Genomic DNA, 16,789 nt, shown 5'->3' with positions numbered 1-16,789 from the left:
CGGTGCGGGTGTTGCTGGGACGGGTCGGGCGGCTGGCGCGGATCGCCACGGCCGGCCCGCGCCGCTGGCAGCGGCTGGGGGTCATGGCGGTCATCCTCGGCCTTGGCTTTGCCGGCGTCTGGCTGTCGGTGCGCATGATCCGCTGGAGCAAGGATTTCTTCGATGCCCTGGAAAACATGGACGCCGGTGCCGCCCTGCATCAGGTCGGGCTCTTTGCCCTGATCGTCGCCGGCCAGTCCGCGGCCTTCCTTGCCGCCGACTGGCTGCGCAAGCTGCTGCTGATCGAATGGCGCGCGCAGCTGACCGAGGTGGCGCTGGCGCAATGGGTCGGCAACCGCGCCTTCTGGACGTTGCGCCCCGGCTATGGCACCGAGCCGATCGAGAACCCCGATCAGCGCATTGCCGAGGATTGCCGCAATTTCGTCGAATACCTGCTGCGCTTCACCATCGACCTGATCACCAGCGCGGTCGGGCTGGTGTCCTATTTCGTGGCGCTGTGGGCGGCGGCGGCATTCGTGCTGCGCCTGACCCTGCTGGGCACCGAGATCGCCATTCCCCATTACATGGTCTGGCTGGCGCCGGTCTATGTCGCCGTGTCGACCCTATTCGCGCATCTGCTGGGCCGGCCGCTGAAGCAGCGCTATTTCCAGCAGGAAAAGGTCGAGGCCGATTTCCGCCATGCGCTGATCCGCATGCGCGACCATGCCGACCCGATCGCGCAATCCGCCGGCGAGGCGGCCGAGACCCGCAAGCTGTCGCGCCGTTTCGACGCCGTGGCCGGCAACTGGCGCCGGGTGATGTGGTCGGAACTGGTGCTGGGCCTGTTCACCGCCCCCTATCAGCGCACGGTGCTGCGGGTGCCGACCTTCTTCGCGCTGCCGGCCTATTTCGCCGGGGCGGTGACGCTGGGCGGGCTGATGCAACTGGCCAGCGCCTTCGTGCAGGTGACGACGACGCTGAGCTTTTTCGTGTTCCATTATGACGACCTCGCCCGCTTTGCCGCCGTGTGCGAGCGTCTGGACGCCATGCTGCGCCAGACCCGCCGCCCCGAGCCCGCCGGCGCCGCCCTGCAGGGCGTCATGCGCGGCGTCTCGGATGACGGGGTGCTGCGGTTGCGCGGGCTGCAGCTTGCCACGCCCGCCGGGCGCTGGCTGGACCCGGTGCCCGATCTCGACCTCGCGCCGGGGCAGGTGCTGCTGATCGAGGGCGCCTCGGGGCAAGGCAAGACCACGCTGCTTTGCGCCATCACCGGGCTGTGGCGCTGGGGCCGGGGGTGCATCGACCGGCCTGCCGGGCGCTTTTTGCTGCTGCCGGCCGGGGCGCCGGTGATGGATGACGCGCTGCTGGCCGCCGTCAGCTATCCCGATGCCCCCGAGGCGCAGGACGCGGCGCGCCTGCAGGCCGTCATCCGCCGCGCCGGACTGGCGCATCGCCTGACCGCGGGCGCCGGGCTTGGCGGGCTGTCGATGGGCGAGCGGCAGCGCATCGGCCTTGCCCGCGCCGTGCTGAACCGGCCCGACTGGCTGATCCTCGACGAGGCGACTTCGGCGCTCGATGCCGCTGCCGAGGCCGATCTGCTGCGCTGGCTGCGTCAGGAACTGCCCGCGACCAGCCTGATCGTCACCGCGCATCGCAAGCCCGCCGGCCTGTCCGCCGACCGCGTGCTGCGGCTGGGCGAGGGCGACGAGACGCGCGAAACTGCATGAGACCGCTCGAACGAAGGGCAATCCGATGAACAACACCACTTGCGACGACTCCCACGCCCCGATCCGCGAGGCCATCGCCGGCCTCGGTGCACCCGACCTGCTGGCAAGGCTGCCGCGCATGGGTCGCCTGATGGTCATCGGCCGCGGCGCCGGCGTCACGCATGAGCGCATCGGCCCGGTCGAGGCGGTGACCGCCGAAAACGGTCGCCTGCATCTGACCGGCGCCTGCCACGACGCGGCGATCGACCCCGCGCGCATCGCCGGGGTCGTTCTGGACACGCATTCGCTGATGGGCGGCAAGGTTTATCCGCGGCTGGAGTTTCTGGATGCCGGGGGCGCGCTGCAGTTTTCGGTCACCGGCATGGAGGGGGTGGCGGCCTTCACCGCCCCGCTCGCCGATCATCCCCGCCACCCCGCACCGCCCGAAGTGCCCGAGGCCCCCTCGGCCGCGCCGCAGGAACTGGCGCCCACCGACCCCGTGCATGCGCCCTTCCAGATCGCGCATGACCGGGGCTGCATGGTGCGGATCAGCTTCGACAATGGCACACTGCGGCAGGGCTGGTCGGGCCGGATCGAGGCGCTGCGGCCCGCCCGGGGCTTTCTGAACGTGATGACCGCGGATTTTCACCTGCATCTGAAGGGCGGCACGCTGTCTGGCTGGCAGTCCGGGCCGGGCCGGCGCATCGCGCTGGACCTGCAGGGCGTGCCGAACGGGCTGGTCGTGACCTCGGATTGCCTGGCATGAGCGGCCCGGTCTGGCTGGCCCGCGGCGAGGCACTTTCGCATGTCCGGGTGATCGAGCGCGCCGCCCGCGCCCGTATCGTTTTGCTGGGAGAGCGCCACGACCGCGCCGACCACCACCGCTGGCAGCTGCACATGGCCGCAGCGCTGGCCGGCCGGCGGCCCGTGGCGCTGGGCTTCGAGATGTTTCCCGCCCGCGTCGATCCGATCCTTGCCGAATGGGTCGGGGGCGGGCTGTCCGAGGCCGATTTCCTGACCCGCGTCGGCTGGACCGCGTGCTGGGGCTTCGACGCCGGGCTCTATCTGCCGCTGTTCCGCTTCTGCCGCGAGGCGGGCGTGCCGATGGTCGGGCTGAACGTGCATCGCGATCTGGTCCGCGCCGTGGGTGCCGGCGGCTGGGATGCCGCGCCCGAGACCCTCAGAGAGGGGCTGAGCCGCCCCGCCCCCTCGCCTGCCGCCTATCGCCGCCTGATCTTCGAACTGACCGGCGGCGCGCGCCCCGACCGCAAGGCGCAATCGCCCGACGATCCGGCCTTCGATCGCTTCGTCGGCGCGCAGGAGGTCTGGGACCGCGCCTTCGCCGAGCGACTCGCCCGGATGCTGGCGGCGGCGCCGGATCGGCTGGCCATCGGCATCATGGGCATGGGCCATGTCCAGTTCGGCGGCGGCGTGCCCTGGCAGTTGCGCGACCTCGGCCTCACGGAGACCTTCGTCGCCATCCCTGCCGATGCCGAAGCGCTGCCCGATCCTGACGCAGCGGATGCGGTCTGTCGATTGCCGATGCCCCGGGGCTGAGGCCTGCGGCCCAGGGGACATGCCGATCTGACGAAGGCGAAGCAGGCCGAATATCTGCGCTTCAACGACCTGCGGGGAACAGCCGTCACGCTGGCTGTCAGAGGCGGGCAACGGCTTCGCGCAAATCCGCGCTGTCACCGGGCACACGCAATCAGGAAGAATATCTGGCCACGACCCCAGCGCTGTCCAAGGCGGCGATCCTGCCCTTGAGAACAGGTCCCTTGAGAACAGGCCGGCAACAGAAGTTGCAAACCAACCTCGGCAAAGCCAAGAAAGGAAAGCAATTATCCAGCAACTTCAATGAGATAAATGGCGGACCCGGAGCGATTCGAACGCCCGACCCCCAGATTCGTAGTCTGGTGCTCTATCCAGCTGAGCTACGGGTCCGCTGTGAGGCGGTTATCTAGAGACAGGGCCGGGGGGGTGCAAGGCCAAAATGAGCCTGCCCGGAAAGTTTTTCACGCCGTCCGGACCGGGGTGGCATCCGCCGGGCTCGCGGGCCACCGCTCTTGCCCGGATGCCGGCGCGTGCGGGCCGGTGCCGGTCATCGCTGCGCGCCCCGGCCATGCCGTCGGGCCATGCGGGCCGCGCCGCCGGAGAGTCGCCTCCTCGGCGCGCCGGCCCCCGGGTTGCGGCCGGAATGCAAGGGCGCAATGGCGCAATCCTCGTCGGCCCGGGGGCGTCGGCGGCAGGCGATCAGCCGCGCGGCAGGTCCGGCGGCGCGGCGATGCCGGCCAGTTCGCGCGGCAGGTGCAGGATGAACTGCGTGCCCTCGCCGTCGCTGCGCAGCAACTCCAGCCGGCCGCCGTGGTTGCGCACCAGGTCCTGGGCGATGGCGAGGCCAAGGCCGGTGCCGCCCTTGCGCGAGCCGCCCGAGAACGGCTGGAACAGGTGGTCGCGCGCCTTCTGCGGCAGGCCGGGGCCGGTGTCGCCGATGCGGATCCACCATTCCGCTTCGTCCTCGCCGGCGCCGATCTCGATGGTGCCGGGCTGGCGCGTGGCCTCGATGGCCTGACGGGCGTTGCGCACCAGGTTGGACAGCACCCGAAACAGCTGGTCGCGGTCGGCGCGGATGGCAAGGCCGGGCGGGACATCGGTCAGGATCTCGATCCGCGGGGCGCCGTCGGGATGCTCGGCGGCAAGGCTCTCGCCCTCGGCGACCTCGGTGACCAGCGCCAAGAGGTTGAAGCGCGACAGCGAGGGCGCCGGCTCGCTGGCGGTGCCGAAGGCCAGCGTCGTCTCGCACAGGGTGACCGCGCGGCTGATCGAGTTCACCAGCTTGGGCGCGGCGCGGCGCACGGCCGGATCGGCGCTGCCCTCCAGCCGGTCGGCAAAGATCTGCGCCGTGGTCAGGATGTTGCGCAGATCGTGGCTGATGCGCGCCACCGCCTGGCCCAGCTGCGCCAGCCGCGCCTGCTGCTTCAGCGCCGAGGTTACCGTGCGCTGCATGGCGGCCAGTGCGGTCTCGGCGGCGTTCAGCTCGGCCAGGCGGGCATCGGGGGTGATGATGGCGCGCACGTCCTCGGGGGCGCTGGCATAGGCGGTCATGTGGCTGATGACGCGCCGGATCGGCACCAGCAGCAGGCGCTGCGCCGCGATGTTCAGCAGCAGGGCCGTCAGCACCGAAAAGGCGACCGAGATCAGCAGCAGCCGCAGCCCGTATTCGATCATCGCCTCGCGGAGCGAGCGGGTGTCGGTGGTGATCTCGATCAGCTGCCCGGCCTGGTTCACCGGCTCGCCGATCACCCGGATCACCCGGTTCACCGGATCCGCCAGCTGCAGCATCGCATCGCGGATCGAGGTCCAGAACGGCTGCTCGCGCAGGTCGAAGCTGGCCGAGACCGGCCCCGGGATCGGCGAGGACAGCACCAGCTGGCGCACGTCATTCCTGCGCAGCACGACGTTGTAGACGCCGGCATTCTCCAGCAGTTCCGATTCCAGGTCGGCGGCCAGCGATTCGTCCGTCGCCAGCAGCGCAAGGCTGGCGATCTGCGCGCGCTCAAGCCGCGATTCCAGGAAATCCAGGCGGTAATTCGCGATCAACGGCAAAAGGATCAGCAGTTCGGCCAGCAGCACGAAGATGCCGGTCAGCAGTGCGAATCGACCGGAAAGGGTATTCAGAGACATGGTGCGCTGTATCTTTCCCTCGTCCCGGCGCCTGCGCCAACACATAATGGTGCGAATCCCGCAGTTCAAACCTGCGCGAGAAGGACTTGGTTCCCGCGCCGGTGCCGCGGATGCGAAAGACGCCGAACGTGGTTGACTTGCGCGGCGCGCGCGACTATCCAGCGGGCCTCGAATGACCGGCGCGTCTTGCGTGGGCTTATTGCCCATACCCTGATGGGCCCCGACCCGGAGTTGAAAGATGTCGAAACGCACCTACCAGCCGTCGAACCTGGTTCGCGCCCGCCGCCACGGTTTTCGCGCGCGCATGGCGACCAAGGGCGGTCGCCGCGTGCTCAACGCCCGCCGCGCCAAGGGCCGCAAGTCGCTCAGCGCATAAGCCGCGCCGCAGGGCGTGGGCTTGACCGGCATGGACAGGGCCACGGATATTGCCGCCGCTGACCGGAACGCTCCGGACAGGGCGGCTTGCGGCTTTTCTGGCCAGGTTCTGCGCAAGCGCGCGGATTTCCTGCGCGCGGCCGCGGCGCGGCGTCAGGGCATGCCCGGCTTTCTGCTGCAGGCGCGCCGGCGCGGCGAGAACGAACCAGCCGCCGATTCTGCCCAGGGTTTCCGCATCGGCTATACCTGTTCGAAGAAGCTCGGCAATGCCGTGACCCGCAACCGCGCCAAGCGCCGGCTGCGCGCCCTGGCGCGCGAGGTCATGCCGGGTCTGGCGCGTCCGGGTTGGGACTATGTGCTGGTCGGCCGGCCCGAGGCCACGATCGCGCGCGATTTTGCGCAGATGTGCGCCGATCTGGCCACCGCCCTGGCGCGGGTGCATGCGACATGAGCCCGCTGGCCCGCATCCTCGCGTTGCCGGTGCGCGGCTATCGGCTGCTTCTCAGCCCCTGGGTCGGGCATGGCTGCCGCTTTCAGCCGACCTGCTCGGCCTATGCGCTCGAGGCGCTGGAGCGCCATGGCGGCATCCGCGGCGGCTGGCTGGCGGCGCGGCGCATCTGCCGCTGCCATCCCTGGGGCGGGCACGGCCATGATCCGGTGCCCGGACCAGGGCCGCGGGACTGACGCGGCCCATCTTGCCAATCACGGCGCGACTGCGCCCTCGAGGATGAACCGATGCGTGACGACATCGCCAGCGACAGTGAGGATCTCGATGCGGCCGGGGACATCCACCCGCTGTTTCGCGGTGCGCCGGACTCGACCGAGTTTCGCAAGCTGAGGAAGCGCCTGGTGCGCGAGACCCGTGCCGCGATCGAGACCTATGACATGATCCGCCCCGGCCAGCGCTGGCTGGTCTGCCTCTCGGGCGGCAAGGACAGCTATACGCTGCTTGCCGTGCTGCATGAGCTGAAATGGCGCGGGCTGCTGCCAGTGGAACTGCTGGCCTGCAACCTCGATCAGGGCCAGCCGGGCTTTCCGGCGACGGTGCTGCCCGAATTCCTGACCGAGCGCGAGGTCGCCCATCGCATCGAATATCAGGACACCTATTCCATCGTGAAGGACAAGGTGCCCGAGGGCCGCACCTATTGCAGCCTGTGCTCGCGCCTGCGCCGTGGCAACCTGTATCGCATCGCCCGCGAAGAGGGCTGTCAGGCCGTGGTGCTGGGCCACCACCGCGACGACATCCTGGAAACCTTCTTCATGAACCTGTTCCATGGCGGCCGCCTGGCCTCGATGCCGCCGAAGCTTCTGAATGAGGATGGCGACCTGAACCTCTTGCGCCCGCTGGCCTTCGTGGCCGAGGCCGATTGCGAGCGTTTCGCCCGCGCCATGAACTATCCGGTGATCCCCTGCGATCTGTGCGGCAGCCAGGACGGGCTGCAGCGCATGCAGGTCAAGAAGCTGCTGAACGAATGGGAGGCGCGCAGCCCCGGCCGCCGCCAGGTCATGTTCCGGGCGCTGATGAACGTGCGCCCCTCGCATCTGCCGGATCCGAAGCTGTTCGACTTCACCTCGCTGGCGCCGGAACTGGCGGGGCAGGCCGCGGCGCAGGTGCCGGATCTGCGCGAACATTAACCGAACGCAAAGGCTTGCCGTGCCAGGCTGCGACCCGGGCAACATGATTCGGGTCTGACCATGTCTTACGGGATGGCAACGGCGCTGGCACGGCTGGCCGGGCTGGCAAGGCGGGACGGCGGGGGCAGGGGCGGCGGCCGCGGCCGTCTGGCAATGGTGCTGCGGGTGCTGGACGGGCCCGGCCTGCGGGCCGGCATCGGCGCGGCACAGTTCGAACGGCTGCTTGATCTGCTGACCCTGCGGCTGGTGCAGGACCTGTGCCTGCAGCCGCAGCCGCGCGCGGCCGCCGGCGCCGACATTCGCGGCCTTCTGCCCGGCCCGGGCCTTCTGCCCGAGGTGGCAAGGCTGCTGCAGTCGCTGCGCGACGAGGGTATCGATCCCGGCGGGTTGCGCGTCTGCCCGCGCCTGCGTGTGGTGTTGGTCCGGGACCCGGGCGGCGATCGCGAGGCCGGGGATCTGCTGGCCTTCGGCAGTGCGGTCATGGACCGGGCCGAGGCCACGCAGACGCTGATCCATGCCGTCGACATGCCGCCCGCGGCGCCATGCGCGGCGCCCGGCCTGTCCGGGGACGGGGAATTGCGTTTCCAGCCGCAGATCTGCTGCGATACCGGGGCGGTGCTGGCGCTGCAATTGCTGCCGCCGGGCTGCGGCCTGGACGCCGTCTGGCCGGTCGGCCTGGCCGAGGGGGCGCTGCGCCGTGGCCTGGGCTGTCTTGCCGCCTGGGACCGGATGGGGCGGCATGTGCCGATGCTGTCGCTGGGTCTGGCCGCGCCGGTGCTGGCCTCTCCTGACATCGTGCCCGCCATCCTGTGGGAACTGGACCGGCAAGAGCTTGTCCCCGCCCGGTTGGAGATCGAGATCGCCGCCGTTCCCGGCGCCGCCAGCCGCGCCGTCAAGGCCAACCTGCAGCGGCTTGCGGCGGCGGGCTGCCATATCGCGCTGGGCCAGTTCGGCAGCGCCGGCGCCGGGCTGGACGAACTGAAGGGCCAGGCGATCGGCAAGGTCCGGATCGGGCGGGAATTCGTGCAGGACTGCCATCAGCGCGCCGATCAGCAGCGCATGATCCTTGCGGTGCTGGCGCTTGCCCAGCATCTGGCCATGTCCACCCTGGCCAGCGGCGTCGAGACGGCAGAAGAGGCGGCCTTCCTGGCGCAGATCGGCCTTCACGGGCTGCAGGGTCCGGCGGTGGCGCCGCCGCTTTCGGCCGCCGGGGTGGATGATTTCCTGCAGACGCTTGGTCCCGGCCCCGCGCGCGGCCTGCCGGCCCGCCGCCGGGCCTGAACCCCGCGCGGGCGCCGCGGCCCCTGGCCGCTGCCCGCGATCCGGGGCGTTGCGGGCAAATTCCCTTGACCTTTGCCGGTCGCTTCTGTTGAAGCGGCCCGGTGACCCGAAGGCCGGGTGACGACGAGGGGCAGAACCGGAATGCAAGACAACAACCGCAATCTCATCCTGGCGATGGTGCTTTCGGCACTCGTCATGCTCGTCTGGTCGATCTTCTTCGTACCCGAGCCCGCGCCCGCACCCGAGGCGGCGCCCGGCCAGGGCAGCGAGCTCAGCACCAGCCAGACCGCGCCCGGCAGCACGGCAGAGCCCGGCAGCGCCCCGGTGCTGGACCAGGCGGCGGCCGCCAGCGCCGACCCCTCGGCCGCAGCCGGCCGGATCAGGATCGAGTCGCCCTCGCTTGCCGGTTCGATCTCGCTGGCCGGCGGGCGCATCGACGATCTGGAACTGACCGGCTTTCGCGAGACCCTGGACGAGAACTCGCCCTTCGTGCGCCTGCTGTCGCCCACCGCGCAGACGGTGCTGAAAGCCGAGGGCAGCGCCACCGCCCCCGGGGGCGATCTGCATGCCGTGGTCCAGAAGCCCTATTACGCGGTCTATGGCTGGATGCCCGCCGCCGGCACCGACCCGGCGCTGGTGCCAGGCCCGGCGACGATCTGGCAGGTGGAATCGGGCGATGCGCTGGCCCCGGGCAAGCCGGTCACGCTGCGCTGGGACAATGGCGCCGGCCAGATCTTTCGCCGCACCTATGAGCTGGACGACAAGTTCCTGTTCACCGTCACCCAGTCGCTGGAAAACACCGCCGCGGCGCCCTTCGCGGCGGCGCCCTACGGCATCCTTGCCCGCCACGGCCGCCCCGACACCCAGAACTTCTTCGTTCTGCACGAGGGCGTGGTCGGCATGACCGACGGCAGCCTGCTGGAAAAGAAATACAAGAGCCTGCCCGACCTGGACCCGGTGGCGGGCGAGGGTCCGGCCAGCCTGATCGAGGTCAAGGAAAACGGCTGGATCGGCTTCACCGACAAATACTGGATGACCACGCTGGCCCCGACCCCGGGCACGCCCTTCACCGCGGTGGTGAAATACGCCCCCGGCGCCGACATCTACCAGACCGAGACCCGCATGCCGGTGCAGACCGTGGCGCCGGGCGCCACCGGCACCAGCGCCAGCTACCTGTTCGCCGGCGCCAAGGTCTGGGAGGTCATCAACGGCTATCAGGAAAACCCCGGCATCGACCGTTTCGTCGATTCGATCGACTGGGGCTGGTTCTATTTCCTGACCAAGCCGATCTTCCGCCTGCTGCACTGGCTGCACGGCATGATCGGCAACATGGGCTGGTCGATCATCGCCCTGACCTTCATCCTGAAGCTGCTGGTCTTTCCGCTGGCGCGCAAATCCTATGTCTCGATGGCGCGCATGAAGGAAATGCAGCCGCAGATGGAGGAGTTGAAGGCGCGCACCGGCGACGACCGGGTGAAGTATCAAAAAGAAGTCATGGAGCTTTACAAGCGCGAGAAGGTGAACCCGGCCGCCGGCTGCCTGCCCGTGCTGCTGCAGATCCCGATCTTTTTCTCGCTCTACAAGGTGATCTTCGTCACCATCGAATTGCGCCACGCCCCCTGGGTCGGCTGGATCCGCGACCTTTCGGCGCCCGATCCGTCCAGCCTGTGGAACCTCTTCGGCATGCTGCCCTGGGCGGCGCCGGGGCAGGGCAGCTTCCTGCACAGCTTTACCCTGCCGGTGCTGGCGATCGTGCTTGGCATCTCGATGTGGATGCAGCAGAAGCTGAATCCGGCCCCCGCCGATCCGGCGCAGAAGATGATCTTTGCCTGGATGCCCTGGATCTTCATGTTCATGCTGGGCGGCTTTGCCTCGGGGCTGGTGCTTTACTGGATCACCAACAACACCATCACCATCATCCAGCAGTATACGATCATGTCGATGCACGGCCACCGGCCCGACCTGTTCGGCAATATCCGTTCAAGCCTGCCGTCGCGCCCCAAGGCCGGGGGCAATGCCAAGGACAAGGGCGGGAAATGACCGCCCGGATCGCCCGGATCCGTCGCCACCCGATCAAGTCGCTGGGGGGCGAGGACATGGCCCGCGTGTCGCTGCAGGCGGCGCGCCGGCTGCCGGGCGACCGCGTCTGGGCGATCCTGACCGCCGCAGGCGAGCCACATGCCGGAGGGGCGGGCGACCCCGACCGCTGGCTGCCGAAATCCTGCTTCCTGCGCGGCGTGGCCTCGGCCACGCTGCAAGCCGTTTGCGGGGGCTGGGGCGAGGGCACGGAGGCGGGGCCGATCCGGCTTTGCCATCCCGACCGGCCCGATCTGCACTTCGACCCCGAGACCGAGGGCGCGCGGCTGATCGACTGGGTTGCGCCGCTTTGGCCCGACGATCTGCCGCCGGCGACGCGGCTGGTGCGCGGCCCCACCGGCTGGACGGATGTGGCGCAGCCCTGGCTCTCGATCCTGTCGCTGAGCAGCCTGCGCGACCTCGAGTCGCGTCTTGGCCGGGACCTGGGCATCGCGCGCTGGCGTGCCAATCTCTGGGTCGACGGCTGGCAGCCCCATGCCGAGCGTGAGATGATCGGCCGCATCCTGAGCGTGGGCGGGGTCGAGCTGCGCGTGACCGAAGCGATCGGCCGCTGCGCCGCGACCAGCGCCGACACCGCCAGCGGCCGCATGGATGGCGACATGCCGGCGGAACTGACGACGCTTTACGGCAATCATCGGTTCGGCATCTATGCCGAGGTGGTCACCGGCGGCCAGATCGCCCTCAATGACGAGATCCGCGCATGAAAGTCGCCTTTCCAATCGCCCCCGAACCCGAGGCCGAGACCGCCGAGGCCGCACGCAAGCTGTTCGCCGGCCCGGTCGATTTTCTCAAGGGTGTGGTCGCCATGGACGGGCTGCCGCCCGCCGACCGGCCCGAGGTCTGCTTTGCCGGCCGCTCGAACGTGGGCAAGTCCAGCCTGATCAACGCGCTGACCGGGCGCAACGGCCTGGCGCGGGCCTCGAACACCCCGGGCCGCACCCAGGAGATCAACTATTTCAGCCTGGGCGCGCAGTCCTATCTGGTGGACCTGCCCGGCTATGGCTTTGCCCGGGCGCCGGTGGCGGTGGTGGCGAAATGGCAGGCGCTGCTGAAGAACTATCTGGCCGGGCGGCAGACGCTGCGCCGGGCCTTTGCGCTGATCGATTCGCGTCATGGCGTCAAGGATGTCGACCATGAGATCATGCGCCTCCTGGACCGCGCCGCGGTGCCCTTCCAGGTGGTGCTGACCAAGGCCGACAAGATCGGCCCGCAGGCCATGGCCGCCACGGTCGCGCAGGTGCAGGAGGCGCTGCAGAAGCATCCCGCCGCCTATCCGGAACTGGTGCTGACCAGCTCCGACAAGGGCCAGGGCATCGCCACCCTGCGCGCCATCATCGCCGGCCTGGGGCAGGACGGCAGCAACTGAACCGCCCGGCCCGCCGGCCGGCGCGACGAACTGGGGCCAAATGATGAGAATGCAGAACATGAACCGTGACTGGACCGCTACCGCCCGCACCCTGTCCGAAGCGCTGCCCTACATGCAGCGCTATTCGGGCGCCGTCGTGGTGGTCAAATTCGGCGGCAACGCCATGGGCGACGATGCCGCCATGGCCGAATTCGCCCGCGACATCGTGCTGATGCGGCAGGTCGGCATCCATCCGGTGGTGGTGCATGGCGGCGGGCCGATGATCAACGACCTGCTGGGCAGACTGGGCATCGAAAGCCGTTTCGTACGCGGCAAGCGCGTCACCACCCGCGAGACCGTCGAGGTGGTCGAGATGGTGCTCTCGGGGCTGGTCAACAAGCGCATCGTGCAGGCGATCAACGACGCGGGGGGCCGCGCGGTGGGGATTTCGGGCAAGGACGACGATCTGATGGTCTGCGAACCGGACGACCCGGAACTGGGCTTTGTCGGTCGCCCGGTCGAGATGAACGTGCAGATCATCCGCGATCTCTACAATGCCGGGCTGATCCCGGTCATCGCCCCCGTCGCCACCGGCATGGAGGACAACGAGACCTTCAACGTCAATGGCGACACCGCCGCCGGCGCCATCGCCGGGGCGCTGAAGGCCGACCGGCTGCTGCTGCTGACCGATGTTTCGGGGGTGAAGAACGCCCATGGCGAGGTGCTGACGCAGATGCATCCCGTGCAGGTGCGCACGATGATCGCCGAGGGAACCATCGCCGGCGGCATGATCCCCAAGACCGAGACGGCGCTGAAGGCGCTCGAGGACGGGGTGCGCGCCGTGGTCATCCTTGACGGGCGCGTGCCCAATGCCTCGCTGCTGGAACTGTTCACCGAACATGGCGCCGGATCGCTGATCCGCTCGACCGAGCCGCGGGTCAAGCCGCGCGGATTGCGCCAGGGCGACAGCGGGCTTTAGCACCTGTCCGGGGGGCGGCAATTCGGGCTTGCCGGCACCGCCGGCGCTATGGCAGGCTCGGCGGGCTGAACCTGCCCAAAAGGCAATTCGATGACGCCACTCGGACACTGCCGCCTGATTCTGACCCGCCACGCGAAATCGTCCTGGGACGATCCTGGCCAGCCCGACCATGACCGTTCGCTGAACGAACGCGGCCGCCGTTCGGCGCGCGAGCTGGGCGACTGGCTGGCCAGCCGCGGCTATGAGCCCGAGGAGGTGCTGTGCTCGACCGCGCAGCGCACGCGCGAGACCTGGAGCCAGGTGGCCGCCACCCCGCTCGAGGTGCGGCCGCATGTCCGCTATGAGCCGGGGCTTTATCACGCCGCGCCGGAAAAGATGCTCGACATCCTGCGCACCGCCTCGGCGCCGACGGTGATGATCGTCGGCCACAACCCGGGCATCGCCGAATTCGCCGCCATGCTGCCGGCGCGGGCGCCGCTGGATCCGGATTTCCGCCGCTTTCCGACCGCGGCGACGCTGGTGGTCGATTTCCAGATCGACGACTGGTCCGAACTGCGCCCTGGCGAGGGCAGCGTGCTGGATTTCGTCAGCGTCGTGCGCCGGCACTGAGGCGCGGCCTCAGACCTGCACCTCAGACCTGCAATCGGGTGACGACGCGGGCGGCGAACAGCCGCTCGACATCCTCGGCGCGGCAAAGCTGGCTTGCGGGCGTCTGCACCGTGGCCGAGGCCGCCGCCGCCGCCAGCCCCAGCGCATCGGTGACCGGCCAGCCGCGGGCATGGCCCAGGGTGAAGCCGGCCAGAAAGCTGTCGCCGGCGCCCACCTTGCTCAGCACCGGCACGCGTGCCGCCTCGGCGTGCCAGATGCCGTCTTCGGTGGCGATGATATTGCCGTCGCGCCCGCGCGCCACGATCACCCCGCGCGCGGCGCCCGAGGCGACCAGGCTGGCGGCAAAGCCCGCGGTATCGGCGCGGTAATGCAGCGGGCGCCCGGCCAGGCCCTCGGCCTCGGCATCGTCCATGCGCAGGATCTCGACCCGGCGATCGCGCGAGGCGGCGATGCCGGCCAGCGCTTCGCCCGAGGTGTCCACGACCAGCCGCGCGCCGCTGCCCTGCAGCCGCCCGGCCAGCTGCGCGGCAAAGCCCGCCGGCACGCCTGGCGGGTTCGAGCCCGACAGCACCACCAGCCCCCCCGCCGGCGCGGCGCCAAGGGCGAGGGCCAGCGCCGCCGCGACATCCTGCGCCGACCATTGTGGCCCGGGCATGACAAAGCGGAACTGCTGGCCGATGGCGCGGTCGTCCACGGTCAGGGATTGCCGGGTCTCGCCCGGGGCGGGCAGGGCAAGGACGCGGATCCCGGTGGCGGCCAGCAGGTCGGCATAGCGCTGGCCGGTGCGCCCGCCCAGCGCCACCAGCGCCATGCTGTCGCCGCCCATGATGCGGATGGCGCGGCTGACATTGACCCCGCCACCGCCGGGGTCGAAGCCGGGCGCCGCGCAGCGCAGCTTGGCATCCGGCACCACCCGCGCCACCGCGGTCGAGATGTCCAGCGCCGGGTTCAGCGTCACGGTCAGGATCGGCGCCTGGGCCATCACTCCCACCAGCGGTCGATGGCGGCGATGTCGGCGTCGGACCAGCCGAAGTGATGGGCGAATTCATGCACCACGACATGGGCGACCAGCGCCCCCAGCGTCACGTCGCCGCGGCTGGCCCATTCGTCCAGGATGGCGCGGCGAAACAGCCAGACCGTGTCGGGGAAATGCTGCGGCTCGCTGGCGGATTTTTCCGTCATCGGCACGCCGTCGTAAAGCCCGGTCAGTTCCAGCGGGTCGTCGATCTGCAGTTCGTCGAGAAATTCCTCGCTGGCGAAATCCTCGACCCGCAGCACCACCGCCGCGGCGGGGCCGGCGAATTCCGGCGGCAGGCCGGCGATGGCCGCGCGCGCAAGGCTTTCGATCAGGGCGCAGTCGGGGGCTTCGGCGTCTTTCCAGTCGGGCATCTGCTCACCTCGCATCTGTTCCCGATATGGACAAAAACCGCGCTTTGTGAAAGAGCGAAGCCGACAGGAGACCGCCATGACCACCACCCGTTTCGCCCCTTCGCCGACCGGCCACATCCATGTGGGCAACCTGCGCACCGCGCTGATGAACCATCTGATCGCGCGCAAGACCGGCGGCACCTTCATCCTGCGCCTTGACGACACCGACCGCGAGCGCAGCAAGCAGGAATATGCCGACGGCATCCAGCGCGATCTGGAATGGCTGGGCCTGACCTGGGACCGGCTGGAGCGCCAGTCCGACCGTTTCGACCGCTATGCCGAGGTGGCCGATGAACTGCGCGCCTCGGGGCGCATGTATGAAGTGTTCGAAACCCCGACCGAGCTGGACCTCAAGCGCAAGAAGCAGCTGAACATGGGCAAGCCCCCGGTCTATGACCGTGCCGGGCTGAAACTGTCCGCCGGGGACAAGGACAGGCTGCGCGCCGGGGGCCGCGCCGGCTACTGGCGCTTCCTGCTGGATCAGGAGCGGATCGAATGGCAGGACGGAATCCTGCACCATATCTCGATCGACGCGGCCTCGGTCTCGGATCCGGTGCTGATCCGCGCCGACGGGCAGGTGCTTTACACCTTCGCCTCGGTCGTCGATGACGTGGATATGGGCGTGACCGACATCGTGCGCGGCGCCGATCACGTCACCAATACCGCGACCCAGATCCAGATCATCCGCGCAATTGGCGGCACGCCGCCGAATTTCGCCCATCACAGCCTGCTCACAGGCGCGCAGGGCGAGGAACTGTCGAAACGCCTCGGCGCGCTCTCGATCCGCGAAATGCGCGAAAGCGGCATCGCCCCCGAGGCGCTGTTGTCGATGATGGCGCGGCTGGGGTCCTCGCAGCCGATGGCTTTGCGCATGTCGCTGGACGAATTGGCCGAGGGGTTCGATCTGTCGCAATTCGGCGCCTCGCCCACGAAATTCGACTCCGAGGAACTGCTGCCGCTGACCCGTGAGGCCAACCAGCACCGCCCGTTCGCCGAGGTCGCCGGGCGCATCAGGACGCTGGGCGTGCCCGACGATCTGGCCGAGCGTTTCTGGCGCGTCGCCGCGCAGAACATCACCAGGCTGGATGAACTCGGCGGCTGGTGGCAGATCTTCTCGCAAGGGGCCGAGCCGCAGATCGAACCCGAGGACGCCGGCTTCATCGCTGACGCGATGAAGCTGCTGCCGCCGCCGCCCTATACGGACGCGACCTGGGCCGAGTTCACCAATGCGGTGAAGGCGGCCACCGGGCGCAAGGGCAAGGGGCTGTTCATGCCGCTGAGAAAGGCGCTGACCGGGCAGGCGCATGGGCCGGACATGTCCGAGGTGATGCCACTATTGCAGGTGGTGCGCGCCCGCGGCTGAGGCCACGCGGCAAGAATACCAAAAGGCCGCCCGGCGAGGCGGCCTTTTGCATGTGCGTGGCCTGCTGCGCCGGCAATGTGTCCGGCCTGGCTGGGCGTCATGGGTGGGAGCAGGGACTGCTGCCCACCCGGCAGGATCGAAACATATAACCAGAGAACCGCTTGACGTGGTGGTGAAACAGGAAACCGCTTACCGAACATCTGTCTTATGCACCGGCCGTGCGGGAAAGGAAACTTGTCCAAAAGTTAGGTGTTGCGCCCGGCAACATGCCGGGCGTTGCGGGCGGGATTTGCGGGTGCCGCGCCTGG

The 16,789-nt window shown here is 69.3% G+C and carries 17 protein-coding genes and 1 tRNA gene; 14 read left to right on the top strand and 4 right to left on the bottom strand.

The annotated features are described in order from the left end of the window. The first annotated feature begins 11 nt into the window (after positions 1–11). From WMK75_RS02925 to WMK75_RS02915, 3 genes are read left to right on the top strand one after another with little or no spacing between them, the layout of a single operon-like run. Positions 12–1,706, top strand: coding sequence for an SbmA/BacA-like family transporter (locus WMK75_RS02925; RefSeq protein ID WP_347266158.1), 1,695 nt, complete (start codon positions 12–14; stop codon positions 1,704–1,706). A gap of 25 nt (positions 1,707–1,731) precedes the next feature. Continuing rightward, positions 1,732–2,451, top strand: coding sequence for a hypothetical protein (locus tag WMK75_RS02920; RefSeq protein WP_347266157.1), 720 nt, complete (start codon positions 1,732–1,734; stop codon positions 2,449–2,451). Then, positions 2,448–3,242, top strand: coding sequence for a ChaN family lipoprotein (locus WMK75_RS02915; protein ID WP_347266156.1), 795 nt, complete (start codon positions 2,448–2,450; stop codon positions 3,240–3,242). The genes WMK75_RS02920 and WMK75_RS02915 overlap by 4 nt, the downstream gene beginning before the upstream one ends. A 310-nt stretch (positions 3,243–3,552) precedes the next feature. Here WMK75_RS02915 and WMK75_RS02910 read toward each other — a convergent pair. Together WMK75_RS02910 and WMK75_RS02905 are read right to left on the bottom strand one after the other, a co-directional pair. Beyond that, positions 3,553–3,629, bottom strand: a tRNA-Arg gene (locus WMK75_RS02910). 309 nt (positions 3,630–3,938) lie between these two features. Beyond that, a complete protein-coding gene (locus WMK75_RS02905) occupies positions 3,939–5,369 on the bottom strand; it encodes a HAMP domain-containing sensor histidine kinase (protein ID WP_347266155.1) in 1,431 nt (476 codons plus the stop codon). Between the two features lie 238 nt (positions 5,370–5,607). On the opposite strand from WMK75_RS02905, the gene rpmH reads away from it, so the two are divergent. The 10 genes from rpmH to WMK75_RS02855 all read left to right on the top strand — a co-directional run bounded on the left by rpmH (position 5,608) and on the right by WMK75_RS02855 (position 13,690). Further along, positions 5,608–5,745, top strand: a complete 138-nt coding sequence (gene rpmH / locus WMK75_RS02900) for a 50S ribosomal protein L34 (protein WP_017998233.1) — start codon at positions 5,608–5,610, stop codon at positions 5,743–5,745. A 30-nt stretch (positions 5,746–5,775) separates the two neighbouring features. Beyond that, positions 5,776–6,195 carry a ribonuclease P protein component gene (gene rnpA / locus WMK75_RS02895; RefSeq protein ID WP_347266178.1) on the top strand — a complete coding sequence of 140 codons (420 nt, stop codon included), beginning with the start codon at positions 5,776–5,778 and terminating at the stop codon, positions 6,193–6,195. Then, positions 6,192–6,428: a membrane protein insertion efficiency factor YidD gene (yidD, locus tag WMK75_RS02890; protein WP_347266154.1), complete on the top strand. Its 237-nt coding sequence runs from the start codon at positions 6,192–6,194 to the stop codon at positions 6,426–6,428. Before rnpA ends, yidD begins: the two co-directional genes overlap by 4 nt. Positions 6,429–6,479: 51 nt before the next feature. Further along, positions 6,480–7,379, top strand: a complete 900-nt coding sequence (gene ttcA, locus WMK75_RS02885) for a tRNA 2-thiocytidine(32) synthetase TtcA (protein ID WP_347266153.1) — start codon at positions 6,480–6,482, stop codon at positions 7,377–7,379. 60 nt (positions 7,380–7,439) lie between these two features. Next, on the top strand, positions 7,440–8,660 hold the full coding sequence (locus WMK75_RS02880; protein ID WP_347266152.1) for an EAL domain-containing protein: 1,221 nt from the start codon (positions 7,440–7,442) through the stop codon (positions 8,658–8,660). 141 nt (positions 8,661–8,801) lie between these two features. Further along, positions 8,802–10,700, top strand: a complete 1,899-nt coding sequence (gene yidC / locus WMK75_RS02875) for a membrane protein insertase YidC (protein WP_347266151.1) — start codon at positions 8,802–8,804, stop codon at positions 10,698–10,700. Next, a complete protein-coding gene (locus tag WMK75_RS02870; RefSeq protein ID WP_347266150.1) occupies positions 10,697–11,461 on the top strand; it encodes an MOSC domain-containing protein in 765 nt (254 codons plus the stop codon). The genes yidC and WMK75_RS02870 overlap by 4 nt, the downstream gene beginning before the upstream one ends. After that, entirely contained in the window at positions 11,458–12,123 is a 666-nt protein-coding gene (gene yihA, locus WMK75_RS02865; protein WP_347266149.1) for a ribosome biogenesis GTP-binding protein YihA/YsxC, read from the top strand. Before WMK75_RS02870 ends, yihA begins: the two co-directional genes overlap by 4 nt. 58 nt (positions 12,124–12,181) lie before the next feature. Continuing rightward, a complete protein-coding gene (gene argB, locus WMK75_RS02860) occupies positions 12,182–13,081 on the top strand; it encodes an acetylglutamate kinase (RefSeq protein ID WP_347266177.1) in 900 nt (299 codons plus the stop codon). Positions 13,082–13,171: 90 nt separating this feature from the next. Next, positions 13,172–13,690 (top strand): histidine phosphatase family protein, encoded by a 519-nt coding sequence (locus WMK75_RS02855; RefSeq protein ID WP_347266148.1) that lies wholly within the window; start codon positions 13,172–13,174, stop codon positions 13,688–13,690. A gap of 22 nt (positions 13,691–13,712) precedes the next feature. Here the strand turns inward: WMK75_RS02855 and WMK75_RS02850 are convergent, their stop codons facing one another. Further along, positions 13,713–14,672 (bottom strand): 1-phosphofructokinase family hexose kinase, encoded by a 960-nt coding sequence (locus WMK75_RS02850; RefSeq protein ID WP_347266147.1) that lies wholly within the window; start codon positions 14,670–14,672, stop codon positions 13,713–13,715. Further along, positions 14,672–15,079 (bottom strand): metallopeptidase family protein, encoded by a 408-nt coding sequence (locus WMK75_RS02845; RefSeq protein WP_347266146.1) that lies wholly within the window; start codon positions 15,077–15,079, stop codon positions 14,672–14,674. Before WMK75_RS02845 ends, WMK75_RS02850 begins: the two co-directional genes overlap by 1 nt. Before the next feature lie 76 nt (positions 15,080–15,155). On the opposite strand from WMK75_RS02845, the gene gltX reads away from it, so the two are divergent. Then, positions 15,156–16,481 (top strand): glutamate--tRNA ligase, encoded by a 1,326-nt coding sequence (gene gltX / locus WMK75_RS02840; RefSeq protein ID WP_347266145.1) that lies wholly within the window; start codon positions 15,156–15,158, stop codon positions 16,479–16,481. Positions 16,482–16,789: the final 308 nt, after the last annotated feature.

Source organism: Paracoccus sp. (in: a-proteobacteria), assembly GCF_039808215.1.
Classification (GTDB): domain Bacteria; phylum Pseudomonadota; class Alphaproteobacteria; order Rhodobacterales; family Rhodobacteraceae; genus Paracoccus.
Note: the sequence above shows the minus strand (reverse complement) of the source record. Positions and strands in the feature narration are given on the sequence as shown.

Bases quoted from the DNA above. Each gene is read 5' to 3' on its own strand.
- WMK75_RS02915 (WP_347266156.1), top strand. From the start codon at position 2,448: ATGAGCGGCCCGGTCTGGCTGGCCCGCGGCGAGGCACTTTCGCATGTC.
- WMK75_RS02855 (WP_347266148.1), top strand. From the start codon at position 13,172: ATGACGCCACTCGGACACTGCCGCCTGATTCTGACCCGCCACGCGAAA.
- WMK75_RS02880 (WP_347266152.1), top strand. From the start codon at position 7,440: ATGTCTTACGGGATGGCAACGGCGCTGGCACGGCTGGCCGGGCTGGCA.
- yidD (WP_347266154.1), top strand. From the start codon at position 6,192: ATGAGCCCGCTGGCCCGCATCCTCGCGTTGCCGGTGCGCGGCTATCGG.
- ttcA (WP_347266153.1), top strand. From the start codon at position 6,480: ATGCGTGACGACATCGCCAGCGACAGTGAGGATCTCGATGCGGCCGGG.
- WMK75_RS02920 (WP_347266157.1), top strand. From the start codon at position 1,732: ATGAACAACACCACTTGCGACGACTCCCACGCCCCGATCCGCGAGGCC.
- WMK75_RS02870 (WP_347266150.1), top strand. From the start codon at position 10,697: ATGACCGCCCGGATCGCCCGGATCCGTCGCCACCCGATCAAGTCGCTG.
- WMK75_RS02845 (WP_347266146.1), bottom strand. From the start codon at position 15,079: ATGCCCGACTGGAAAGACGCCGAAGCCCCCGACTGCGCCCTGATCGAA.
- argB (WP_347266177.1), top strand. From the start codon at position 12,182: ATGAACCGTGACTGGACCGCTACCGCCCGCACCCTGTCCGAAGCGCTG.
- WMK75_RS02850 (WP_347266147.1), bottom strand. From the start codon at position 14,672: ATGGCCCAGGCGCCGATCCTGACCGTGACGCTGAACCCGGCGCTGGAC.
- gltX (WP_347266145.1), top strand. From the start codon at position 15,156: ATGACCACCACCCGTTTCGCCCCTTCGCCGACCGGCCACATCCATGTG.
- rpmH (WP_017998233.1), top strand. From the start codon at position 5,608: ATGTCGAAACGCACCTACCAGCCGTCGAACCTGGTTCGCGCCCGCCGC.
- WMK75_RS02905 (WP_347266155.1), bottom strand. From the start codon at position 5,369: ATGTCTCTGAATACCCTTTCCGGTCGATTCGCACTGCTGACCGGCATC.
- yidC (WP_347266151.1), top strand. From the start codon at position 8,802: ATGCAAGACAACAACCGCAATCTCATCCTGGCGATGGTGCTTTCGGCA.
- yihA (WP_347266149.1), top strand. From the start codon at position 11,458: ATGAAAGTCGCCTTTCCAATCGCCCCCGAACCCGAGGCCGAGACCGCC.
- rnpA (WP_347266178.1), top strand. From the start codon at position 5,776: ATGGACAGGGCCACGGATATTGCCGCCGCTGACCGGAACGCTCCGGAC.